General features: G+C 61.5%; 19 protein-coding genes. 8 read left to right on the top strand and 11 right to left on the bottom strand.

All coding sequences use genetic code 11. From position 1 onward, the window contains the following. The first annotated feature begins 15 nt into the window (after positions 1 to 15). A complete protein-coding gene (gene mmuM, locus BTIS_RS06040) occupies positions 16 to 1,023 on the top strand; it encodes a homocysteine S-methyltransferase (protein ID WP_094663616.1) in 1,008 nt (335 codons plus the stop codon). On the opposite strand, the gene BTIS_RS06035 is transcribed toward mmuM, so the two are convergent. The 4 genes from BTIS_RS06035 to ychF all read right to left on the bottom strand — a co-directional run bounded on the left by BTIS_RS06035 (position 1,016) and on the right by ychF (position 4,360). Then, positions 1,016 to 2,194: an MFS transporter gene (locus tag BTIS_RS06035; RefSeq protein ID WP_094663614.1), complete on the bottom strand. Its 1,179-nt coding sequence runs from the start codon at positions 2,192 to 2,194 to the stop codon at positions 1,016 to 1,018. The two genes, mmuM and BTIS_RS06035, sit on opposite strands and share 8 nt — an antisense overlap. Positions 2,195 to 2,449: 255 nt before the next feature. Then, positions 2,450 to 2,752: a DUF2442 domain-containing protein gene (locus BTIS_RS06030; RefSeq protein WP_211279433.1), complete on the bottom strand. Its 303-nt coding sequence runs from the start codon at positions 2,750 to 2,752 to the stop codon at positions 2,450 to 2,452. 24 nt (positions 2,753 to 2,776) lie between these two features. Then, positions 2,777 to 3,043, bottom strand: coding sequence for a DUF4160 domain-containing protein (locus BTIS_RS06025; RefSeq protein WP_094663610.1), 267 nt, complete (start codon positions 3,041 to 3,043; stop codon positions 2,777 to 2,779). 222 nt (positions 3,044 to 3,265) lie between these two features. Then, the gene (gene ychF / locus BTIS_RS06020; RefSeq protein ID WP_094663608.1) at positions 3,266 to 4,360 is read right to left on the bottom strand and encodes a redox-regulated ATPase YchF; all 1,095 of its coding nucleotides are present in this window, start codon (positions 4,358 to 4,360) and stop codon (positions 3,266 to 3,268) included. Between the two features lie 504 nt (positions 4,361 to 4,864). On the opposite strand from ychF, the gene BTIS_RS06015 reads away from it, so the two are divergent. The 4 genes from BTIS_RS06015 (at position 4,865) to BTIS_RS06000 (ending at position 7,970) form a co-directional block, all read left to right on the top strand. Further along, positions 4,865 to 5,524 (top strand): amino acid ABC transporter permease, encoded by a 660-nt coding sequence (locus tag BTIS_RS06015; protein ID WP_094663606.1) that lies wholly within the window; start codon positions 4,865 to 4,867, stop codon positions 5,522 to 5,524. Next, complete coding sequence (locus tag BTIS_RS06010; protein WP_245819333.1) at positions 5,505 to 6,230, top strand: amino acid ABC transporter permease; 726 nt, start codon at positions 5,505 to 5,507, stop codon at positions 6,228 to 6,230. Before BTIS_RS06015 ends, BTIS_RS06010 begins: the two co-directional genes overlap by 20 nt. Then, positions 6,223 to 7,029: an amino acid ABC transporter ATP-binding protein gene (locus BTIS_RS06005; RefSeq protein WP_094663602.1), complete on the top strand. Its 807-nt coding sequence runs from the start codon at positions 6,223 to 6,225 to the stop codon at positions 7,027 to 7,029. The genes BTIS_RS06010 and BTIS_RS06005 overlap by 8 nt, the downstream gene beginning before the upstream one ends. Before the next feature lie 86 nt (positions 7,030 to 7,115). Continuing rightward, the gene (locus BTIS_RS06000) at positions 7,116 to 7,970 is read left to right on the top strand and encodes a transporter substrate-binding domain-containing protein (RefSeq protein ID WP_094663600.1); all 855 of its coding nucleotides are present in this window, start codon (positions 7,116 to 7,118) and stop codon (positions 7,968 to 7,970) included. A gap of 153 nt (positions 7,971 to 8,123) precedes the next feature. On the opposite strand, the gene BTIS_RS05995 is transcribed toward BTIS_RS06000, so the two are convergent. Beyond that, positions 8,124 to 9,518, bottom strand: coding sequence for an alpha/beta fold hydrolase (locus tag BTIS_RS05995; RefSeq protein WP_094663598.1), 1,395 nt, complete (start codon positions 9,516 to 9,518; stop codon positions 8,124 to 8,126). A 159-nt stretch (positions 9,519 to 9,677) separates the two neighbouring features. Here BTIS_RS05995 and BTIS_RS05990 point away from each other — a divergent pair, with 159 nt between their 5' ends. Continuing rightward, complete coding sequence (locus tag BTIS_RS05990; protein WP_158216853.1) at positions 9,678 to 12,314, top strand: sensor histidine kinase; 2,637 nt, start codon at positions 9,678 to 9,680, stop codon at positions 12,312 to 12,314. A gap of 32 nt (positions 12,315 to 12,346) precedes the next feature. Then, positions 12,347 to 13,078 (top strand): response regulator, encoded by a 732-nt coding sequence (locus tag BTIS_RS05985; protein WP_094663762.1) that lies wholly within the window; start codon positions 12,347 to 12,349, stop codon positions 13,076 to 13,078. Positions 13,079 to 13,297: 219 nt separating this feature from the next. Here the strand turns inward: BTIS_RS05985 and BTIS_RS05980 are convergent, their stop codons facing one another. The 6 genes from BTIS_RS05980 to BTIS_RS05955 form a co-directional block, all read right to left on the bottom strand. Next, complete coding sequence (locus BTIS_RS05980) at positions 13,298 to 15,928, bottom strand: ABC transporter permease (RefSeq protein ID WP_094663594.1); 2,631 nt, start codon at positions 15,926 to 15,928, stop codon at positions 13,298 to 13,300. Between the two features lie 48 nt (positions 15,929 to 15,976). Then, a complete protein-coding gene (locus BTIS_RS05975) occupies positions 15,977 to 16,774 on the bottom strand; it encodes an ABC transporter ATP-binding protein (protein ID WP_094663592.1) in 798 nt (265 codons plus the stop codon). Between the two features lie 265 nt (positions 16,775 to 17,039). Further along, positions 17,040 to 18,551, bottom strand: a complete 1,512-nt coding sequence (locus BTIS_RS05970; RefSeq protein WP_094663760.1) for an MDR family MFS transporter — start codon at positions 18,549 to 18,551, stop codon at positions 17,040 to 17,042. A gap of 128 nt (positions 18,552 to 18,679) precedes the next feature. Then, positions 18,680 to 19,852: a pyridoxal-phosphate-dependent aminotransferase family protein gene (locus BTIS_RS05965; protein WP_094663590.1), complete on the bottom strand. Its 1,173-nt coding sequence runs from the start codon at positions 19,850 to 19,852 to the stop codon at positions 18,680 to 18,682. Between the two features lie 103 nt (positions 19,853 to 19,955). Beyond that, complete coding sequence (locus BTIS_RS05960) at positions 19,956 to 22,814, bottom strand: ABC transporter permease (protein WP_094663588.1); 2,859 nt, start codon at positions 22,812 to 22,814, stop codon at positions 19,956 to 19,958. Beyond that, entirely contained in the window at positions 22,811 to 23,725 is a 915-nt protein-coding gene (locus tag BTIS_RS05955) for an ABC transporter ATP-binding protein (protein ID WP_094663586.1), read from the bottom strand. The genes BTIS_RS05960 and BTIS_RS05955 overlap by 4 nt, the downstream gene beginning before the upstream one ends. Before the next feature lie 118 nt (positions 23,726 to 23,843). On the opposite strand from BTIS_RS05955, the gene BTIS_RS05950 reads away from it, so the two are divergent. Then, positions 23,844 to 24,980: an ROK family transcriptional regulator gene (locus BTIS_RS05950; protein WP_245819332.1), complete on the top strand. Its 1,137-nt coding sequence runs from the start codon at positions 23,844 to 23,846 to the stop codon at positions 24,978 to 24,980. Positions 24,981 to 25,003: the final 23 nt, after the last annotated feature.

Genomic DNA, 25,003 nt, shown 5'->3' with positions numbered 1-25,003 from the left:
GCACGGGACGGAATCATGAACGGCATACTTGGCACGGCATTGGCCGCGCAATCTCCTTTGCTCGTGGACGGGGCCATGGCCACCGAACTGGAGAAGCGTGGGGTCGATACGGCGAACGCACTGTGGTCGGCGATGGCGTTGATCCGTGACCCGCAGGCGGTGCATGACGTGCACCGGAGCTATTTCGAGGCCGGGGCGAACATCGCCATCACGAATACCTATCAGGCGAATATTCCCGGGTTTGAACGGATCGGTCTGACTGACGATGAGGCACGACGACTGATCACCGTCGCGGTGGACGAGGCGGTTGCGGCACGAGATGACTATCGCTCGTCCGTTCCTGCGCCAGCCATGGAGAACACGTCCGATGATCGCCGCTCCCGACCGTTGCTTGTCGCCGGAAGCGTGGGCCCGTACGGGGCGTTTCTTGCGGACGGCAGTGAATATACGGGCGGGTATTCACTCACCGATGCGGAATACCGTGACTTCCACCGCGAGCGCATGCGTGTTCTCGCCGACGCCGGCGTAGATCTCTTTGCCTTCGAAACCATGCCGAACATGGCGGAGGTACAGGCCCTGGTCGGATTGCTAAACGACGAATTCTCCGACATGGAAGCGTGGATGTCGTTCAGTCTGCGGGATGCGGGACATTTGTGTGACGGCACAGCGCTTGATGAGGCCACCGCCGCGCTTGACCGTGTTCCCGGCATCAGCGCGATCGGCGTCAACTGCGTGCCGCTGGAATTGGTTGGCGATGCGATCGGATGCATTCGCTCCGCCACGAGCAAGCCGATCATTGTCTATCCGAACAACGGCGACATCTATCATCCCGGCACCAAGACGTGGACGCCGAATCCCAGTGGTCTGAGCCTTGCCCAACTTGCACCGCGGTGGATTGATGCCGGGGCGTCGATCCTCGGTGGCTGTTGCCGTACTACGCCGGCGGATATTCGGGAGCTGGCCGCAGTCTGCCACGGGCCGTCCGTGCGAACGCAAACCGGCGGCCGGGAAACGCTTAGTTGACGGCTTTCAGCTCCACGGGCTTTCTGCGTTCGAAGCGCATGGCGAATATGCCGAGCAACAGCACCGCGCCCAAGGTGAACGGCAATCCGGCAAGACCGGTGATGTGGTAGTTCATACCGGCGGCGTTCAGCGCCATGCCACCGACCAGTGAGCCGACGGCATTGCCTCCGTTGAAGGCGATCTGTACCGCGGCTCCGCCGATCAGCTCGCCGCCGCCCTTGCCCGCCTCGGCCATGAGCAGCATCTGCGGACCGTTGATGAAGAACAGGCCGAAGGCGATGCAGAAGGTGAGCAGCGCGCATGTCACGAGATTGCCCGGGACAAGGAACACCATGAGCAGACCGGCTGCGGAGATCGACTGGCCCACCGCGGCGGTCACCGCGCGAAGCCACCGGTCGGCGAAATGTCCGCCGGCAAGACCGCCGACCACCATGCCGAATCCGGCGAGCATCATGAGCAGCGGCACAAACCGCGAATCGTATCCTCCGGTCTTCTGCAGCCACGGGGACACGTAGCTCCACCAGCAGAACACGCCGGAATTGCCTACAAACACGGCACCCAGCACCAGCCACGGACCGGGCTTGGAAAGGAAGCGGAACTGTCCGGCCAGACCGGCGTCCGGTACTGCGGCGATGAGCGGCATCCATGCCAACGTCAATACGATGGTGAGTCCGGCACCAATGGCCAGGATCACGAAGGCGAGGCGCCAGTCCACGTATTCGGCCAGCAGCGTGCCGGCGGGAACACCGAACATGTTGGCGATGGTCTGGCCTGTGACCATCACGGACACGGCCTTGCCTTCCTTGCCCTTGTCGGCGAGCGCCCTGGCGATGACGGTTCCCGTGCCGAAGAACGCGCCGTGCGGCAGTCCGGCGATGAATCGGGCGATGACGAGCACCGTGGCGTTCGGCGCGACGGCGCTCATCGCGTTGCCGATCAGTGCGAGGATCATGAACAGGATCACCAGATGCTTCGGACTGGTCTTCCTGCCGAAGACAAGCATGGTGACGCCCACGCACACGCCGATCGCATATGCGGAGATGAAGTGTCCGGCGGTCGGAATGGAAACGTGCGTGGCGGCTGCCGCCTCGGGCAGGATGCCCATCATCACGAATTCGGCGGCACCGAGCACGAACGCTCCGGCGGCAATGGCTAAGAGGCTCTTTTTCACTGGTCTTCCTGTTCTCTCGCTGCTCTCTCAACATGAGTGTGCGAACTGTGACCAGCATAGGATAACGCCGAATGACAGCGCTTGCAATCGACAGCTGCCATATTCTGTGACCTTGTTCGTTGCAGGCTGATATATCCCGGCAAAACGGCGGAATCCACAGTCTTCTCAAACTGGAACACTGGATTCCGCCGTTCTTACGAGAGGCTACTCACTTGGAGACGTTGAACTTGCACTCGACAATGCCGTCATATGGCATCAAAGCGAGACCAGTTCACCTCGAATGGCGTATTTGTATGAATGGTTGTACAGATACGTGGGCGAGATGTCGATGTCGCCGTCCTGCCACGTCAGAACGCCATGGTCGATGCGGAAATCCTCGAATATCTTCTCATCATGCAATGGGGCGAACGCGGGGACATCGTCAAACATTTCAGTGAAATCGCATAACCGTGTCTCGCCTGTGGAGAACGTCACCAGCATGATGTGATCATCAGTGATACGGGCTGAGCGGACTTCCAGTTCCCGAGAGGGTTCATCCGCATACAGGATGCCATTCATCTCGAACACGTCGGTTTCCTTTCTCTACGAAAGCGGCTTAATGCGGTCGAACGGACGCCCGGATACGGCCTCATTCCATGCCTTGTACAGCTCGTCCTCGTGCAGCACAAGCCACGCGGCCACCAGCTTGTATTGTTTCGCCGGCAACGATCCTGCCAACAGTTCGCCGTCAATACCGACAGAGGCTTTGAAATCACCGTAGTACACATGGACATGCGGCTTATGATGCTCACTCTCGTCCTGATACATCATGCGAATGATGATGCCAAAGAACCGACTCAACTCCGGCATTCCAGTCCCTCCGATCCATCATTCCATATGAGCGCGGCTTCTGTCTCAAGTATATTCTCCAAGGCAATGACCGCGCATAACCACGCGCAGGGCATCACCGGATAACGTAGTTACGAACGCATACCGATCGACATTACAATCGCCAACGACCATAACCCCATATGAGCGGAAAAGGCCTTGGAACCGTCAATGGATTCCAAGGCCTTTAACCCTACCCGGCGATCACTTGGACACGTTGAACTTGAATTCGACGATGTCGCCGTCCTGCATCACGTAGTCGCGGCCTTCCTGACGGAGCTTGCCCTGTTCCTTGATCTCGGCCATGGAGCCGTTCGCGGCCACGAAGTCGTCGTAGGAGACGATGTCGGCCTTGATGAAGCCCTTTTCGAAGTCGGTGTGGATCACGCCGGCGGCCTGCGGGGCGGTGAAGCCCTTGTGGATCTGCCAGGCGCGCACCTCCTTGACGCCGGCGGTGAGGAAGGTCTGCAGGCCGAGGATGTCGAAGCCCACGCGGGCCAGCTGGTCCAGACCGGACTCCTCAAGGCCGGCGTCCTGCAGCATCTCACGCGCGTCGGCCTCGTCGAGCTCGGTGAGGTCGGCTTCGAACTGGGCGTTGAGGAACACTGCCGGGGCGGGTGCCACGGACGCGGCGAGTCTGGACTGCAGGTCCTTGTTCTGCAGCTCGTCGTCATCCACATTGAACACGTAGATGAACGGCTTGGCGGTCATCAGATGCAGATCGTAGACGCTGTCTTTGTCGAAGCGACCCTCACGGGCGGCCTTGTCAAGGGTTTCGCCGGATTCGAGGATGATCTTGGCCTGCTTGACTGCCTCGAAGTACTCGGGCTCGATCTTCTTGCCGCGCAGATCCTTCTCCAGCTTGGGCAGCGCATTCTCGATGGTCTGCAGATCGGCGAGGATCAGCTCGGTGTTGATGGTGTCGATGTCGTCGGCGGGATCGACCTTGCCGTTGACGTGCACGATGTCGTCGTCCTCGAAGGCGCGCACGACCTCGCAGATCGCGTCGGCCTCACGGATGTTGGCGAGGAACTTGTTGCCAAGGCCTTCGCCCTCGGACGCGCCCTTGACGATGCCGGCGATGTCGACGAACGTGACGGTGGCGGGGACGATCTTCTCGGTGTTCACCAGCTTGGCAAGCACGGGGAGGCGCTTGTCCGGCAGCGGCACGACGCCCGTGTTCGGCTCGATGGTGGCGAACGGGTAGTTCTCGGCCAGCACGTTGTTGCGGGTCAGCGCGTTGAACATGGTGGACTTGCCGACGTTGGGCAGTCCGACGATTCCAATAGTAAGAGACATGACTTCCAGTCTAAGGCGAATGCAGACATCGGCGACATATCGCAGAAGCCCGGAGAACACCGATGGTCGGCATTCGGCGACGCGACTTTCCAGCCACCCGGATGACCGTCGGCTCAATATCCCAACCGATTCGGTTCAGACAATTGCGACACACCAAAGTTTGGTTATAGCTATTATTGATTTGCTGATAGCACGCCATAACCATCATTCATAACGACTGGAGGGGCCTCCATGCCACGGACGTCTCGTCGAGACATGTTCCGCACGTCGAAACGCCACTGCTTGCAACGAATGCCGGCGTATTGAGATCAACGACAACCATCGGTCTTCACGATCTCTCCACCCGTCGTCCCCCTTGTTTCACCCCTCGAAAACCCATTGGGCGAGCCTATGGGCGTCCGGTGGGACGGCGAAAACCCCGTATTGTATTCACAGACGTTTCCAAGAGAAAACCATGACACCATTGTCGATTCCATATACGCCATATAAGAGAGGAGGCACGCAATGAGCTGGGAAGTCATCCAGCAAAGCCTGCCCCTGTTCGAAAAGGCGTTCATCCTCACGCTGAGACTATCCGCCATCGCCGTGATTCTCGCCACCCTGCTCGGGCTTGTGGTGGCGATCGCCCGCGATAGCCGCATCCCCGTGGTCTCGCAGATCTGCGCAACGTTCGAAGAGCTGCTACGCAACACCCCGCTGCTCATCCAGCTGTTCTTCCTTTACTACGGTCTACCGTCCATCGGCCTCAAGCTGAGCGCGGAGACCTGCGCAATCCTCGGCTCGTCCCTGCTTGGAGCCGCCTACATGTCCGGCGCATTCCGCGGCGGATTCGGCGGCATTCCGAAGATCCAGATCGAGTCGGCCAAAGCGCTCGGCCTGTCGCCGTTGCAGATGATCCGGCATGTCATCCTCCCCCAGGGACTGGTGCGCAGCGTGCCCGCAATGGCCGCCAACGCGATCTTCCTGGTCAAGGAGACCTCAGTGTTCACGGTGATCGCCGTGCCCGAACTGACCAATACGGCACGAGACCTGATCGGCATGTACTACCGCACCGACGAGTACCTGCTCGTGCTGGTGATCGCCTATGCGATCATCCTCATCCCGATGTCCATCATCCTCACGCTTCTGGAAAGGAGGGTCCGTCGTGGCACCTTCGGCGATTGATCAGGCCCTCGTCCTTGCGGCGCAACCCGGCTGGACGGTCATCTTCACGGGAGACAACTTCACCCGTCTGCTCGGCGGATTGTGGACGTCGGTCAGCGTGGCGGGACTTGCACTGATCTTCGGCATCCCGCTGGGAGTCGTGCTTGGCGCGTTGCGCATCATGCACAATCCGATTCTGCGCGCGGTTCTGCGCCTCTATCTGGAGTTCTTCCGCATCATCCCCACACTGGTGATCCTGTTCCTCTTCTACTACATCCTACCCCGCGAGATGGGCGTGCAGGTGGACGGTGAGACCATCGCCGTGGTGGCGTTCGGCCTGTGGGTGGCGGCCGAGATCAGCGACGTCGTGCGCGGCGCCCTGATCTCCGTACCCAAGCATCAGGTGGACGCCGGCAAGGCGCTGGGCATGAACGGACTGCAGCTGCTGTGGTACGTCCGTCTTCCCCAGTCGGTCAACCTCATGATTCCGGCGACCATCAATCTGGCGGCCCGCGTGATCATGACTACGTCCCTGCTGCTGCTGATCAGCGTGATCGACGTGATCACTGTCGGACAGCAGATCATGGAGGCGAATCGCATGAGCCACCCCGACTCCGCGTTCTGGGTGTACGGATTCGTGTTCCTACTGTATTTCATCGTGTGCTGGCCTCTGGCTCGTATTGCCCAGGCCCTGAAGAAGCGCGCCAAGGAGCGTAACAATGGCTGAAAACGAGAATCCCGCAACCGCGGCGAACAGCAACGCCGCCACCGAGACCCCGCTGCTGTCGGTCAAGCATCTGCGCAAGGCCTACGGCGATCACGAGGTGCTCAAGGACATCAGCTTCGACGTGCCGCGCGGCAAGGTATTCGTGCTGCTGGGCCCCTCCGGCTCCGGCAAGTCCACGCTCATCCGATGCCTCAACGGTCTGGAGACTATTCAGGGAGGCACGATCGAGTTCAAGGGCAGGCCGGTAAGCGGCACCGAAAAGGAATGGCGCAAACTGCGCACCGAGATCGGCATGGTGTTCCAGAGCTACGACCTGTTCCCCAACCTTACCGTGGCGCAGAACATCCTGCTCGGCCCCACCAAGGTGCAGAAGCGCGACAAATCCGAGGTGGAACCGCAGATGGACCGCCTTCTGGCGGACGTGCAGCTGAGCGAATATCGCAACGCCTATCCTCGTGAGCTGTCCGGCGGACAGAAGCAGCGCATCGCCATCGTGCGCGCACTGACCATGAACCCCGAGCTCATGCTGTTCGACGAGGTGACCGCCTCGCTCGATCCGGAGATGGTGCGCGAGGTGCTCGAGCTCATGCTGCGACTGGCCAAGGAGCACATGACCATGATCGTGGTGACGCACGAGATGGAGTTCGCCCGCCGCGTGGCCGACACTGTGCTGTTCCTGGAGAACGGCGTGATTCTGGAACGCCAGTCCGGTGAGGACTTCTTCACGCATCCGGCGACCGATCGCGCCCGCAGCTTCCTGGACAGCATGTCGCCGATCACGGATGACGAGGAAGCCTGACATTGCAATGATCGACGCAAGTCATCGATCATCCGACACCATTTTTTGCATATTGGCAAATGAGAGGAATCCACAAGGGAGGAATCATGAAGAAACTCAAGAAGATCATCGCCGGTCTGGTGGCCGGTGCCGCGCTGATCTCGCTCGCCGCATGCGGTTCGTCCAGCTCCGGCAGCAGCGACTCCTCGGCCTCCAGCCAGCAGGGTCAGACCGTTGAGCAGATCAAGAAGGCAGGCAAGATCCGCATCGCCACTTTCGGCGATCTGCCGCCGTACGGCTACGTGAAGAACGACGGCGCCCGTGCCGGCTACGACGTGGCTCTGGGCAACAAGCTGGCCGAGGATCTGGGCGTGAAGGTCGACTGGGTGCAGGTCAACGCCGATGGCCGAGTGGACGCCCTGAAGTCCGACAAGGTAGATCTGGTGCTCGCCAACTTCACCGTGACCGATGAGCGCAAGCAGGTCGTCGACTTCGCCAGCCCGTACATGAAGGTGTCGATCGGCGTGGTCTCCCCCGATTCCGCCAAGATCACCGACGCCGACCAGCTCAAGGGCAAGACCCTGGCCGTGACCAAGGGCACCACCGCCGAAACGTACTTCACCCAGAACTACCCTGACGTGACCCTGCAGAAGTACGATTCCAAGACCCAGCAGTTCCAGGCGTTCAAGGACGGCCGTGTCGACGCTCTGGCCGACGACAACACCTATCTGTACGCGTGGGCCAAGGAGAACCCGGGATACACCGTGGGCGTCAAGACCCTCGGCGAGGAATCCACCATCGCCCCGGCCGTGAAGAAGGGCAACGCCGACCTGCTCAAGTGGGTCAACTCGGAGATCAAGACCCTCACCGACGACGGATTCTTTGAGCAGGCCTACCAGACCGAGCTCGCCCCGTCGTTCACCGACGACATCAAGCCCGAGGACGTCATCATCACCAAGTGATCATGTTCTCGCGACGATGACCGTATCCCACGGTCTCGCCATATAGACGTTCGGCTTCGGCCGACGATGTGAGAAAACCAGACGGCTGGTGTGAAGCATCGTGCTTCGCACCAGCCGTTTTCCGTCAGCAAACCCGCCCTCCGATCCCCGTTGCTACAGCAGCGAGTCCAGATCCCCGCGATACAGCGCCTCCTCATACAGGTGACGGAACACGGTCGTGCCATGATGCACGCCATCGTGCTCGAACTCGTTCGTCACCCAGGCGTGCGCATTGCCGATGCGCGAGAGCGTATCCAACTGCATGCCGGAATCCACGTACATGTCGTCGAAGTAGACGGCGGCCTGCAACGGCACCTCGTTGCGAGCCAGTTGGTCAGCATCATAGATGCGACCGAAATGCGTGTCCTGCATCAGCACATCCACCGCCGGACGGAACGGCACCAATGCACTGTCCTCCTCGAACATCCACGGCAATGCCGCCTCGCCGGTGAACATGAGCGGACGTGCATCCACGGCGAATTCGGGATGCCGCTGCAATTCGGACCACGCCGCCCACCGGATGGGCTTCTCCAGCTCGCCGTCGGCGTAGATGAACTCCTGCAACGGCCAGTAGAGCGGCCGACCGTACGACGCGGTGCGCGCCAGAACCTCCAACGCGAATCCCGACGACAGATTCGCCGATTCACGGATCTCGCCGGAGGATTCTCCGACCCCGAAGGCACCATCCACGAACGCCTGATCGATCAGCCAATGCAACCGCTCGAAACTAGGTTTCATACCGAAATCCGAGCCGAGCATCTGCAATCGACGTACGGAGAACGGATCGCCATTCGGCAACCGCACCTCTCCCCCGGCAAGCAGATCCGCCACTGCGGCCACACGCGCACGATCCTGCGGATACCGTTCGTAATACTGTCGCGTCTTGCGCATCATACGCGGGAACGTATGCGCATACACCTCGTCGGCACTGGCAGGCACATGCGGAATGCCGCCCGTGGTGAACGAGGCCGCCAACGCGCGCGGAAACAGCGACAGATACGTGAGTGTCAGGAATCCGCCATAGCTCTGTCCCAAACTCACCCAACGCTGTCCGCGGAACTCGGTGAGCCGAAGATATTCGAAATCACGGACGATGGAATCCGCAAGGAATCGTTTGAGATAGTCGGCCGCCTGACGTGCGCTCATCCCATCGATCGACCTGGGCTCCACACGTGAGGAGCGTCCGGTGCCACGCTGATCCGGCAGGATCACACGGAAGTGCCGTATCGCCTCGGCGATCCATCCGTCATCGTCCGGCCCGAGCGGCCGCGGGCACTGCCCGCCGGGGCCTCCCTGCAGAAAGACCAGCAACGGAAGATCATCATGCACATGCTCCGGAGCGCACAGCACCCGGTAGAACAAGCCGATCGTTTCGCCGCCATCATCCGTCTCGTCGAATCCGGATCGGACGACATCCATCGGATCCCGTCCATGCCAGTCGAGGGGTACTTCGATGGCATGATCCTCCACCACCAGTCCCGGTACATGATATTTGGCCAGCAACGTCATCACGCATCTCCTTGCCTGTCCTTGCCTGTTCCGTCCATGCCCATACTCGCACACCCATGTATCGGCCGTCGTCCTCTGGCATGATGGCCGTCGGGAAATCACGGGACTATTGTGAAACCAATGGAGATTTTCAAAGGCAGGGGAACGATCCGTCGCATCATGACGACGGGTCGGGGCAATCTTGTACTCATTCCCGACACGCTGCTCGCACTGGTACTGACATCGCTGTGCACAGCCATCACGGGCTACGGCTCGTTACAGGATGGACTGCTCTTCCATTACGCGGATAACAATGCAGTGTTGCAGTTCTGGACATGGATGTACTGTCTGCCGTTGGCGTTCCGACGGCGGCTGCCCCGGGCCAGTGCCATCGCGTTCGTACTGCTCTGCCTGATACAGCTGGTGTTCGGGCCTGCCTTGGTGTTCAGCAACTGCTTCGCGCTCATTCACGTCTACACGGTGATCGTGTATGGCGAACGCGACGCAATCCGAGCGTTCATCGTCATCGCGGCGGGGATGACTCTGGTTGCGGCGGGCGTCAACGCCGGTGTGCAGGATTTCGGACCATTGACGATACCGGTGAGCGAACGGCATGAGATCGGGTTCTATGACTGTGTGGCGTCGGGAGTGATGGATCTCGACTTCTGCAATCAGACGCTTCGGACGGATTTTCTGCTGACGTTGATGATGATCGCGGCACCGCTCGCCGCGGTGATCGTGATGGGCTACTGGCAGCGGGCGAAGACGCAGACGGTGCGCATGATGCAGGAGCGTAATGCCGCGTTGGAGTCGAGGCGCGAGGAGGAGGCGCATATCGCCGCGCTCGCCGAGCGTGCCCGCATTGCGCGGGACATGCATGACGTGGTGGCCCATACGCTGTCGATCATCATCGTGCAGGCGGACGGCGGTCGGTTCGCCGGGGCGAACGATCCCGTGCTCGCACGATCCACCATGGAGACGATCCGGCATGAGAGCGTGCGTGCATTGGGCGATATGAAACGACTGCTCGGCATTTTCGGAGCGCACACCGGTGACGTTGTCTCCCCCATTTCATCCATTTCCCCCATCGGAGGAGACGACGGAACCGACACGAATTCGTTCGCCCACGCACCAGGCTATGCCGATATCGCCGGTCTGGTGCGGCAGGCGGACGCGGCGTCGACGGACGTGCGCATCACCCATACGGTTCTTGGCACTCCGAATCCGGACAGGCTGAGTACGCTGGCCGCGAGCACCGCATATCGCGTGGTGCAGGAGGCGCTGACCAATGTCCGCAAATATGCGGGAACGAATGTGCACGTGTCCGTGGAGGAACGCTGGTCCGAGGATGGATTGATGATCCGCGTGTCTGATGATGGCCGGGGGCTTACGTCCGCCGATGATGGGCACAAACCGGGCTATGGTCTGATCGGCATGAGGGAGCGGCTCGACTCATTGGGTGGCTCGTGCTCTGCCGGACCGCGTCTTGGCGGCGGCTTCGAGGTGACCACGTTCATCCCCTTCCCTGGCGGAGACCGATCGGGGGTGCCGGCATCGTCGGCGCAGTCGATGCCGATAACGCAGTCAACATCGTCGGTGCAGTCGGCGGTCGGGGCCGTGCCCACGCCGACTGATGGACAGGAACCTGTTTCGTCGAGTCCCGCTCCCACAACGGAACCCGTGTCGACGTCGGTAACGGGCCAATCGAATCAGAACGACGATTCCACCGGGATCGCCAGCGGCTTGAAGCAGGCGCTGCTCGAGCATCATCGCTCGTTCATACGTTCAGTGAAGCAATTGGGGGCGTTGCCGGACTCACCGGAGCGCTCCCGACTCAATGTGATCGAGCGGCTCTCCCAGTGGACGGAGCGTCATTATCTGATCATGGACACCCTGTATGTGGTGCTGATTCTCGTGCTGTTCGGCGCGCCGACCAATGAGGCCTCCTCGTCTACGGACGGGAGCATCGCGGTCTATTACGGTTCCCCAGCTCTGCTGGGCTGGTCGTGGTCGAATATCATCGTGACAGTGCCGTTGATCTGGCGTCGACGGTTCCCGCAGGCGAGTGCAGCCGTATTCGCGGTGTTGACCATACTGCAGCTCCTGTTCTTGCCATGGATCACCGTGGCGGGGCTGGTGTCGGTGTATTCCGTGTATTCGGTGACGTTGTACGGGCCTCGGACGGCCAGACGTTGGGTGATTCCGACGATCGGCATCGGTTCGGTGCTGTTCGCGGTCAAGGTGATGGTGTCGGTGGCGTACGGGATAAACACGATCTTCCGGGCTATCACGATGCTGGCAGGAGAATGGCCGGCTGGGTTCATCGAACCGTCGACGATGTCCCTGCCGTCGGTGTTGTGGGCGGTGGCCATATACACGGTCGCCACGTTCATCACCCTGATGGGTGCCATGGCCGCAGGCATGTGGTCGCGCTCGCGCGGATCGAACTTGCTGGTGTTGCAGGCTCGCGAGGAGGCGCTGCGTGCCGAGGAACGCAAGCAGAAGATCCTGGCTGCGAATATGGAGCGCGATCGGATCAGCGCGAACATCCAGACCGATGTGACCGACACGCTGCTGGGGGTGATCGGCAAGACCGATGCGGGATTGCGGACGATCGATTCGGGCAACGCGGACGCCGATTCGATCGCCGCCGCATTCGAAGGCATTGCCACGGAGGGGCGTGCCGCACTGAAGCGCATGCGGCAGCTGCTGGGCGTGCTGCGTGAGACCGGGTTCAGCGATGAGACGCCCCGGAAGGACCAGATGCGTCTGGTTCCGGCGGTTTCACTTGACGAGCAGCTAGAGTTGAAGCAGTGAACGAAGAAGGAGTGTCCGTGACTGACGTGAATATGACCGGGGCCATCGAATCCGCGGACGCGGAGCCCTCATCCCCCATTCGTGTGGTGATCGCCGATGATCAGGAGTTGGTCCGAGCCGGATTCGCCATGGTGATCGGCTCGCAGAAGGATCTTGATGTGGTCGGACAGGCCGGCGATGGGGCACAGGCCGTGGAGCTGGTGCGTCGACTGCATCCCGATGTGGTGCTGATGGACGTGCGTATGCCCGGTATGGATGGCATCGAGGCCACTCGCCTGATCACCGAGCACTGTGGCGGGGCAAACGCGCCGCTGACCCGCGTGATCATTCTCACGACGTTTGATCTGGATGAGTATGTGATGGCGGCGATCAACGCCGGGGCGTCGGGATTTCTGCTCAAGGATGCCGAGCCCGAGTCGCTGCTCAGTTCGATCCGTACGGTGTATCAGGGCAATGCGATCATCGCGCCTTCGGCCACCAAACGTCTGATCGAGAAGATGAGTCAGGCGGGGAATGCCGCCGCGCAGCATCCCTTCCCCGTTCAGGCCGCGGTGTACACCGATCCGGAGCTTGATCTGCTGACGGATCGTGAACGCGAGGTGCTGATCGAGATCGCGCATGGATTGAGCAATCAGGAGATCGCCGACAAGCTGTTTGTCAGTCTGCCCACCGTCAAGACGCATGTGGCGCATATTCTTGCGAAGATCAACGCCCGTGACCGTGTTCAGGCCGTGGTGTTCGCCTATGAAAACCACCTGGTGTGATCATTGCGGTCATGCGACGCATACGAGGCACAACAGTGACACAATTGACGATGCCCGCCGTTTCGCATCCGTAGATGCGTCGTGCGGGCACCACTTTGGTGTTTCGGTTCTTCTCTTAACCGTTGTCTCCGAGTATGAATGGCGAACCTGAACGGAAGCTCACCATCGCGTAGATGTTCGGGAACAGTTCGGTGACGGTTTCATCTGTTCGTCGTCCGGTCAGGCTTCGGCGAGCGCGGCGACCGGCGGCGTGCGGACGGCTCGTCGCGCGGGAACGATGCTGGCGATGAGCGCGGCCACGGCGGACACGATCAGTACCGCAACGACGGTCTCCCATTCGACGGGATACTGCACGGCACCGAAATCGGAGAATACGACGGTGGCTCCCACCCAGCCGAACACCGTACCGAGTATGACGCCGACCACACCGGACCCCAGGGAGATCAGCAGCGCCTCTACCGCCAGCGAGCCGCGAAGCTGACCGCGGGTCATGCCGATGGCCCGCAATGTGGCCGATTCACGGGTGCGTTCGATCACCGACAGGGAGAGCGTGTTGGCCACGCCCACCAGTGCGATGAACACGGCCACGGCGAGCAGCGCCACCAACACCATCATGAGCATGTCGACCATCTGCTCCCATTGCGCGCGCTCGGCGATGGAACCGGTCACGTTCACGCCGTTTTCCGAGCTTACGGCATCCTTCACGTTGGTGAACAGGCCGGTCGCGCTTGTGGTGCCGTCGGATTTCACCCAGATCTGCGTGACCGTATCGCCGCCGGTGGCATCGGCGAGCACGGTCGAATCGACGAGTGCGGTGCCGACGTAGTCGTCGGAGATTCGGAAATCGGACTTGTGCGCGGTCAGGGTCTTCTCCCCGACTGCGGTGAATGCGTCGCCCTCGGGCTTGCCGAATCGTATGGTGACATCGGAGCCGTCTGCGATCGGGTTCTTACTGTCGCCCATCGTATTCATCATTTCGATGCTGCGGGAATCGATGGCATGCATGCCTGCGCTGATATTGAGTACGGCATTGCGCTGCGCCTCGCTGATGCCGACGACTTGCACGGTGACGTCGTGGCCGTGGCCATCATTCCATTGCGCCATGGACGTCTGTACCGCCTCGGCCGCCTTGACGCCCTTGGTTCCGGCGATTGTTGTGGCAAGGTCGGCGTTGAGATCGGCACCGGTGATGGTGATGTCCACCCCGTAGCGCGAGTCGAGCGCATCGGCCATGGTGGCCTTGGCGCTGGCCGCGCCCGTGCCGATGCAGGAGACGAGGGTGACGCCAATGAGCAATGCGGATCCGGTGGCGGCCACGCGTCGCGGGTTCTTGCGGATATTCGCGGCCGCGATGACAGCGGACGGACCGATGTGCGAGACCAGCGCGCCGATGCCGGAAAGCACCCATGGCAGCCAGCGGATGGCGGAGAACAGGAGTCCGAGGAAGATCAGCGCCACACCGCCCATCGCCATGAGCAGCGGTGCCGATGAGGCATTGATCAGCATACGGCCGCCGTTGACCGCCACGTGATTCTGCCAGAACGCCACACCAGTCAATGCCAGTCCCAGAATCACCAAAAGGATGCCGGATACCGTACGGAACAGTCCGGAACGCTTGCCTTCGACAAGTTCCACAGGACGCAATGCCTCAAGCGGAGTGACCCGGGTGGCGGATCGTGCGGACCCGATGGTGGCGATCATAGTCACGACCATGCCGAAGGCGATCGGCACCCAGAACGCCTCCGGACTGGGGATCACGGAGAACACGAGTCCCTGATAGTTGGCGCCTGCGGCATGCATGATGCCGATGAGTCCGAACGCCGCTGCCACACCGAGCGCGGAGGCGATGAAGCCCAGAAGCGCCGCCTCGAGGATCACCGACCGATACAGCTGGCCCTTCTGCGCTCCGATGGTGCGCAGCAATGCCAACGTACGGCGGCGCTGAGCGACGAGCACCTGGAACGTGTTACCGATCACCAAGGCCGCGACGACCATGGCGAGCACGCCGAAGGCAAGCATGAACGTGGTGATGATGTTGGTGCCGCTGCTGCTCATCGACTCCATCTGCTTGTCCCCGTACTCGTTGATGTCAAGTACGGCGAAGGCGTGCGGCACGGTCTTCTTGATCTGGTCGATGATCGTGGCGTTGGTGGACCCCTGCGGCGCGTTGATGAGCAGATACACCGCATAGGCGGGTACCTTGCCGAAATCCTGGACCGCGTTCATGACGGCGAAATCGTCGCCGGCCATGGCGCTTGCGCCACCGTTGCCGGCGTAGGCACCGTTGTCGTCACGGGTGAGTCCCACAACCGTTTCGTCAAGGGTGGATGTCATATCACCCATGTCGGCGGAACCGAACATGGTGGAGTTGTCGACGCGCACCGTGTCGCCCACACGTACGCCGAGTCGTTTGGCCACGTCGGCGGGAATCGCGATTTCTCCGTTGGCGCTTGGCCAATGTCCTTCGGCCATCGTCATCGGCATCATCGCACTGGCGTTATCGGCCGTGGGAACCATGGTGGTGGTGGAATGCTTGCCGTCGGCATTGCTGATCTGCAACGGCAGAGCGGTGGAGACCCGCACACCGTCAACGCCCGTGATGGCTCGGATGTCGTCGAGCCTGAAGTCGTCGACGGATCGGGAGGTGGTGATGTCGTCGGCGGCTCCGGCATTGACCACGTAGTTGGCGCCGCCGAAATCGGCGGTGATCTGTCGGCGTATCGAATAGTCGAGCGTGTTGCCGAACAGGAACGTGCTGGAGATGAACAGCGTGCCGATGAGGATGGCGATGCCGGCGGGAATCAGCATCTTCGCGCTGCGTTTCATGAGTTGTATGGTGATGGACAGCATGATGGTCTCTCGTTTCCTCTGTTATGTGGTGCGCGTGGTCGTCGGCCGTCAGTAGGTCATGGCCAAGGCGGTGGCGCGCTGCCGTTCCTCCATCAGCAGTTCGTTCATGCGGTCGGCTGTGGGGTTCGGTTCGTCGGCCACGATGCGACCGTCGGCGAACACGATGGCCCGGTCGGCGTATGACGCGGCGACGGCGTCATGCGTGACCATGATGATGGTCTGCTTGAGTTCGCGTACGGATCGTTTGAGGAAGTCGAGCACTTCAGCGCTGGATACGGAATCGAGGTTGCCGGTGGGCTCGTCGGCGAACACGACACTGGGGCGTGTGATCAGTGCGCGGGCGATGGCCACACGCTGCTGCTGGCCGCCGGACAGTTCGTTCGGGCGATGGTTGAGTCGCTGCTCGAGTCCAAGCGTGCGAACGAGCGTGCGCATCCAGCCCCGGTCGGGTTTGGCCCCGGCGAGGGTGAGTGGCATGAGGATGTTCTGCTCGGCGGTGAACATGGGAAGCAGATTGAAGCTTTGGAAGATGAATCCGATGCGCTTGCGGCGCAGCAGTGTCAGCTGCCGGTCGTTCATGGCGGTCAGATCCTCGCCGCCGAGCAGGATATGTCCGCTGGTGGCGGAGTCGAGGCCGGCAAGCGTGTGCATGAGCGTGGATTTGCCGGAACCTGACGGTCCCATGATCGCCGTGAATCTGCCTTGCTCGAAGCAGACGTCCACCCCGCGCAGCGCATGCACCACGGTGTCGCCCTCGCCATAGTCCTTGGTCAGGCCGATTGCCTCGATCGCCACCGATGAGCGGCTGTTGTCCGCTTCGCCACCGTACCTCGATGCGCTGGCCATTGCCGTTTCATCTTGAGTCCGCATATGCCGTCCCATGGTCGTATCCCTTCGTGTCGTGTTGCTGTCATTGCATCCTGACGAACGGCCTAACGTTCGCCGATCGTTTGCTGATATCTGCAACGGTACGGGGAATGTGCTGCGCACCCTATCGTGCGCAGGGGCGAAAAACCACAACGGCGGTCATCATCCCTGAGGACGATAACCGCCGTAGTGGCTAGCATCGGCATCAGCCATATGGCTGATCACCGTATTCGCGAACGCTGAATCAGCCGACCGCTTCCACGCGCTTGGCGCGGATGAGGAACGCGCAGACCAAGGCCACGTAGGCGATCACGCAGATCACGATCATCGTGGCGAAGGTCCACGCGCCACCCACGGCCGTGGCATGCGCGAACCCGGGCGTGCCCTCGTCGCCGGAACCGGCCTGGGCGATGGTCAGGATCGTGGAGAACAGGGCCGTTCCCGCGGCACCGCCGAACTGGAGCATCGTGTTGAAGATCGCATTGCCGTCGGGGGCGAACTGATGAGGGATCTGCGACAACGCACTGGTCATGATGTTCGAGAAACCCAGCGCATAGCTCAGACCGAAGATGAAATAGAATCCGGCGAGCAGTTCCGGCGTCAGCCGCATGGAGAACACGAGCAGCAGCACCGGGCCGACGATCGCCACTGCGAATGCGGTGAGGATGGGGCGGGTGGGACCGAACCGGTCATAGAGCATGCCGCCAACCGGGGCGAAGAACGCGCCGATCAGCGCGCCGGGCAGTACCAGTGCACCGGCGAGGAACGCGTTCGTGCCCAGCGACAACTGGGCAAGGTTGGTGATCACGTAGCCGAATCCGATGCCCACGATCGGCAGGATCGTGTACGCGAGCAGATGCAGCAGCACCACCGGATCGCGCAGGATTCCCAGTCGGATCAGCGGCGAGAACGAACGCTTCGACGAATAGCCGAAGAACAGCAGGGACAGTACGCCCACGATCAGGCTGGCCACCGCGAACGCCAGTGCATGGGTGTACGACTGTCCGGAAACGGCGGCACCGGCGGCCACACCCGCCTGATTGAGCGCCATGACCAGTCCGCACAATCCGAGCACGACCGCCAGGAACTGCAGCGGATTGAGATGCGCCTCCTGTGTGGGCTCCTTCTGCTCAATGCAGCACAGTCCGATGATCAGTGCGATGACCATCACCGGAATCACGATCACGAAGATCGCACGCCACGGCAGCACGCTCGACACGGCGCCGCCCACGGTCGGTCCGATGGCGGGCGCCACGGTGATGACCAGCGAGCCGACGCCCATCAGCCTGCCGATCTTGGACCGCGGCGACTGCTCGAGGATGATGTTGATCATCAGCGGCGTGGCCACGCCCGAGCCGATGCCCTGAATGACGCGGGCAAGGATGAGCACGGGGAACGAATGGCCGAAGATCATGATGACCGAACCGGTGATCGCGAGGATCACGGCGGCCACGAAAATGCCCTTGAGTGGGAACTTGCGCTTGAGGTATGAGGAGATCGGCATGGTGGCGGACACCACGAGCAGATATACGGTGGTGATCCACTGCACGGTCGATGTGCCGACGTTGAGTTCCCGCATGAGTTCGGGGAACAGTACGGTCATGACCGTTTCGGTGAGGATGCCGATGAACGCCAGCGATCCTACGGCGATGATCGCGCCGATGAGCTTGGGCGGGATCTTCTCATTCTCCGATGTGCGGGAGGTCTGCGCCGGAATCTTCCCCTCCGGCACGTCACTGGTATTGGTCGACAACATGGTGTTCTGTTGTTTCTTCACTGCGAAACCATCCTGCGGGCCGCCCTCCGGCCCGAATATGCGTTCTGGAATTAATGCACGCCGAGTCTATCAACATAGCGAAGACAACCACCATGGCGAAGACAACGTCATGCCGCCGACGCGGCCTGCAGCCCGCCGGTCATGTCCACGGGATATCCCAATTCCATCAGCGCCGAGCCCAGAACCGACAACGCGGTGAGCACTTTCTGCCGGCTGGCCGTATACCCCATGTGACCGATGCGGATCAGCTTACCTGCCTCCTCGCCCAGACCACCGGAGATGTGCAGACCGTACCGTTCGTCCATGAGACCGCGCAACATCGTGTCGTCGATACCGTCCGGCACACGCACGGCGGTCACCGAATTGGCCATATGCGACTCGTCATCCACCCATAGGTCGAGTCCCATGGCCCGGATACCGGCACGCGTGGCGCGGGCCGCGGTCTCGTGCCGGGCGATCACATTGTCGAGCCCCTCGTCCGCCACGATGTCAAGTGCGGCCTTCAGCCCGTAGATGCTGGAGATCGGCGGCGTATACGGCACGTAGTCGCATTCCACCCATGACCGCCACGGCAGCAGGCACAGGTAGGAGCGATCGTATCTGCCCGTTTCGGCGATCACCCGACAGGCACGCTCCCAGGCTCGGTCACTCACTGCCACCAGCGACATGCCAGGCGTGGAGCCCAGACATTTCTGCGGTCCGGTGACGCAAACGTCAACGCCCCATTCATCGAAGCGTACGTCGGAGCCACCGACGCCGGAGACCGAGTCGACGATGGTCAGCACGCCGCGGCTATGGCATTCGCGACAGATCTCCTCCATCGGATTCTCCGATGCCGACGGAGTCTCGGAATGCACGAACGCCAGCACCTTCGCCTCCGGATGGGCGTCCAGCGCCGCACGCACCTGTTCGATCGACACACTGGTGTCGTAGGGCACGGCGACATCCACCACCGTGCCGCCGTAACCGCGCAACACCTTCGCGTACCCGGCACCGTAATATCCCGATGCCAGATTGATGCACACGTCCCCGGGTTCGACCAGATTGTAGGCGGCCATCTCCAGTCCGAGAATCGACTCCCCTTCCACCGGCAGCACCCGTCCGACGGTGCGGAACAGCATGGACAGATCATCACTCACCGACCGCATGAGTGCCACGAAATCATCGGTGCGATGGTGCACCATCCGCGTGCCCATGGCGGACAGCACCTGTGGATAGATCGAGCACGGCCCCGAAGCCATGGTCAACTCGGGAACATGCGGCCTGAATGCATATGTCATGATTCATCTTCCTTCCATACGATCGCCAAGATCATGCGATCACCAAGATCATGCCGGCGTTATTCTGCAGTGCAGTCCAGTATCCGATCCCATCGGCTCTCCCCTACTCCGACGCGACGGCGTCGAGTACCGGTTTTCGCAGCGCGCGACCGGCCGGCTGCACGCTGGCCAGCAAACCGACCAGAATCGACAGCGCAAGGAACGCCCCAAGCTGATCCCAGGGAACACTGAGCGTCTCCAATCCCTTGCTGCTGTACACGGCACGGATCACCACGCCGGCACCCACACCCGTAACCAGTCCGAGCAACGTACCGAACACCGATATGATCGCCGCCTCGATGGCCAGCATGCCACGCACCTGACCCCGCGACGTGCCGATCGCCCGCAGCAGACCGATCTCCTTGGTGCGTTCCGACACCGACAGCGCCAGGGTGTTCACGATGCCGAAGATCGCGATCACGATCGACAGTGCGAGCAACGCGTACAGAATGACGAGGATCTGATCCACCATCGAGCTCATGGTGGACTTGTAGTCCTCCCGGTCAAGCACCGACAGCACGTAATACGGTTTGACCGCCTTGACCAGACGTCCCCGCAACGCTTCGATATCCGTGCCGTCCTTCGCGGCGATGAACAGCTGGATCGTGAACATGGTCTGCTGGTCGGCGAGCTTTTCGGCGGTCTCGTCGTTCATCAGCACCATCGTGCGATAGACGGCGTTCGAAATGACCGCACCGACCTTCACCGTGGCCGTGGTGGTCTCGGTTTTCGTACGGACCAGCGTGGACGGGTCCACGTTCTGCGCGTCCGCGACGGCCTGCTGCGCTTCGGCGGCCTTGGTCTGGGCTCCCGCGGAATCGCCGGCCATCGCCAGTTTCTTCGCCTCCTGCTGCAGCGCGTCGACCTTCGCCTGCGTCTGGGCCTGCCAGTCTGCCTGCGCCTTGGCGGTGGCCTCCTCGTCCACGCTGACACGTTCGCCGGTCATGGTCACCGTATCGCCGACGTGCCAGTCGCGATCCTTGGCGATGGTCTCGCCCACCACAAGCTCGCCGTCATGCAGCGCCTTGTTCGCGTCTCCGGATACGACGACCGGGGCGAACACGTCGGTGAACAGCGACGGCTGTTCGGCGAACGAGGTACCGTTGATGCGCTTGCCATCGTACTTGACGTTCATCAGCATGCGGCTGGTGGATACCGATTTCACGCCGTCGACCTTCTTGACGGCATCGACCGCGGCGTCGGGGATCTGCCCGTTGGCCGCGGACGACACCGCGAAGTCGGATTTGAGTCCCGTGTCGACGATGCCTGCGACCGACGCCTTGGCGGATGCGGCCACCACGGCCAGACAGCTGACGATCGCCACGCCCACGAACAGTGCCGCGGCGGTGTTCGCCGTGCGTCGTTTCTGCCGGGACAGGTTACGTACGGCAAGACAACCGGTCACCCGGAACACGAGCGACGGCAGGAATCCCAGCACGAGACCAGCCGGGCGAACCAGCGCCGGGGCCAATACGATCACGCCGATGACGATAAGTCCGGCGCCAACGCCCAGCGGCCAGCCGGTACCATACCGATCGGCGATCGTGTTAAGGAAACCGACCGGGGTAGGGGTGCCATCCACCGTGGCGATCCGCCAGCAGAACAGCCAGGCCACCACGCCAAGAGCGACCATGATCGCGCCGATGATCGCCCGCGCCCGTACCGGCTTCTCCGGATTGACGGTCTCGTTCATCGCCTGGATGGGCGGTGCCATGGCGGCGCGCCGGGCCGGAAGGGCCGCTCCGATGAACGTGACGACCACGCCGACCACCAGTCCGACGAGCATGTCGGATACGCTCGGACTGGCGGTTCCGCTCAGCGGTGTTCCCATCTTCGCCATGCCGAACACGATAAGTCGCACCATGCCCCAGCCCAGACCGATGCCTGCCGCCGAGCCGACCAGACCGAGCAGCAGCGCCTGGATGATCACCGTGGAGAACACCTGCATGGGCGAGGCTCCGACGGATCGCAGCAGCGCGTATCCCCGCATCGATTCACGCACGATCATGGAGAACGTGTTGGCGATGATGAACGAACCGACGAACAGCGCGATCACCGCGAAGATGAGGATCAGCGGCTGGATGAAGCCGAGCATGTCCTTGATGGATTTCGAGTATTCGTCACGTAGCTGATCGCCCGTGATCGCATGCGCCTTGGAGCCGGCGGGCAGGGCCTGGTTGATGCGGTCGGCGAGTGCCTGTTGCTGTTCAGCGCTGAGCGGCTGTCCCTTGTTGCCGGTTCCATAGACCCCGATGTACTGGGTCTGGCCGATCTCTCCGGTCTGCTGCTGGTACAGGTCCTTGGCCACGCTGGGGGCGAGTCCGATGATGATCGCGCCGGCCTGTGACACGTCGGTGTTGAAGATGCCGACCACCTTCACGTCCTCCGGCCCGGATGGGTAGACGAGTTTGGTGGTGTCCCCCACCTTGAGTCCCGCAGCTTCGGCGGCGTAGGAGTGCAACGCCATCTCGTTGCGGTTTTCGGCCCATCGGCCCTCGGTGAGGTGGGCGGACCGCCAGGTGCCCTTCTCCAATCCGATGCCCATGGTGGGCGATCCCATGGTGGACACGGCATTGCCGTCCTGCTTCACCAGTACGAGGGAACCACTGACGGAATAGACGACCTCCGCGGTGCCGACGCCCTTGACGGTTTTGACGTCATCCGCCAGTGAGTCGTCGATGGTGTTGTAGGTCTTCATCGACGAGGACGAGGCGTCCGTATCGTCGTCCTTCTTCTCGTCGCTGCCGCGCACGTACACATCATGGTCGGTGTTCGATCCCATCATCTGGTCGACCTGGTCGTTCATCAGCTCACGGAAACAGAACGATCCGACCACGAACGACACGCCAAGCGCGATCGCGATGATCGACATCACGAATCGCGAGAAATGGGCGCGGGCGTCGCGCAATCCGATCCGGATCATACGGAGGCACCGCCTTCCATCGTCCCCATCGGCTTGTTGGCAATCGGTTCATCCGCGCCATCCGTGTCACCTTCGGCGGCGAACACGTCGAGGATCTGCTCGTAGGAGGGATTGCTCATGTCGTTGACGATGCGGCCATCGGCAAGGACAAGCACACGATCGGCGTAGGAGGCCGCGCGCGGGTCATGCGTCACCATGACGATGGTCTGCCCGTAGTCATGCACGGACTGTTTGAGGAAGCTCAGCACCTCCCTGCTGGATCGCGAATCGAGGTTGCCGGTGGGCTCGTCGGCGAAGATGACGGACGGACGGGCCATAAGTGCGCGGGCGCAGGCGACACGCTGCTGCTGGCCGCCGGACAACTGGCTGGGCCGGTGCGTGAGCCGTTGTTCCAGACCCACCACATGCACCACATGGTCGAACCACGCACGGTCGATGGGACGGCCGGCGATCTGCAACGGCAGCAGGATGTTCTCCTCGGCGCTCAGCGTGGGCACCAGATTGAACGACTGGAAGATGAAGCCGATCTGCTCGCGGCGCAGTTTCGTCAGCTGCCGTTGTCCCATGGCCGATACTTCAAGGCCTTCCACGAACACCTTGCCGGATGTCGGCACGTCCAGTCCCGCCATGCAATGCATGAGTGTGGATTTGCCGGAGCCGGACGGGCCCATGATGGCGGTCATCTGACCACGCATGAACTCCACGCTCACATGGTCGAGCGCCACTACAGCCGTGTCCTTGTCTCCGTAGGTCTTGACCAGATCCACGGCGCGGGCCACTGCCTCGCCGCCGTTCCGTACCTCCGGGTCCGCGGTCCGTCGTGAAGTCGCGATCCGTGAGGCACTCGTGGCGTTCGTATTGTCGCCGCGTCCACGTCGAGCCTGCACCGCCTGCGCCGTATGTCGTCCCATGGCACCATCCATTCCGTCGAACGTTCTCTGCCATCGTACCCATGATCTTTTCATTGGTCGATGAACTCGTCCGTGAATCGTCCGTCCATTACAATGAACCGGGAAGAAAGGCTTTCGATTGGCAACTGCAACAACGGCGCAGGTCAAGGTGCACAACCGTCATCAGGTGCTTGACCATATTTACCGCAACCAGGGCTCGTCCAAGCAGGACATCATGCGCGCCCTGAACATGAGTCTGCCCACGATCACGCAGAACCTGCGCGATCTTGAGGCCGACGGGCTGATCCGACGCGGCGGCTTCTTCAAGTCGACCGGCGGACGTAAGCCGCAAATCTATACGTTCAATAATCGCGCGGCCATCGCCATCGGCGTACGTATGACGGCCCGGCAGATCATCCTGTGCGCGGTGGATCTGCGTGGCACCTGCATCAAACGCGCCACGGGAAGGCTTCCCTACCGGCACGCACACGCCTACTATCACCGTATCTGTCAGCTCATCGACCAGTTCATCGGCTCGCTTGGCGAGGACGGCGATCATGTGATCGGCGTGGCGTTCTGCATGCAGGGCATCGTGTCGCCCGACGGCCGGAGCATCGTATTCGGTGACATTCTGGGCAATACCGGGCTGGGTCTGGATGAATTCGAACGGGAGCTCACGGTGCCGTGCACGTTCATCCACGATTCGGATGCCTCGGCCATGGCCGAGCTCTGGCTGGATCCGTCGATCGATGATGCGTTGTGCATCTATCTTGAACAGTATATGGGCGGTGCGGTGATCATCGACGGCAGGCTACGTCAGGGCGGTACGATGAAGAACGGCACGATCGAACACATGACCCTGGTACCGGACGGCGATGAATGCTACTGCGGACAGCGGGGATGCGCGGACGTCTACTGTTCGGCACGCGTGCTGATCAGCCAACGTGACGAGACCCTGGACGAGTTCTTCAATCAGGTGCGCGACGACGAGTACGCGCATCGTCGTATTTTCAGTCTGTATCTCGATCATCTGGCCCAGGCGATCAAGAACATGCGCACGGTGCTCAACTGCGATGTGATCGTGGGCGGACAGGCCGGACAGTTTCTCACCACCGACGACATCGTCGAGCTGCGAATGAGGGTGAATCGGATCAGCGCCTTCCCCGACGATGATTTCACGATTCGAAAAAGCGCCTGCAGGCCTGATCAGGATGTGATCGGTTCCGCGCTGATCTATGTTCGGGAATTCCTGGATGGCGTCTGCGGCACCGACTGACGGCTGTCGGGCCAAGGCGGTTT

The sequence above is a fragment of the Bifidobacterium tissieri genome (assembly GCF_002259645.1).
Taxonomy (GTDB): Bacteria; Actinomycetota; Actinomycetes; order Actinomycetales; family Bifidobacteriaceae; genus Galliscardovia; species Galliscardovia tissieri.
The sequence above is the reverse complement of the archived record's forward strand: the minus strand, read 5'-3'. Positions and strand labels throughout refer to the sequence as shown.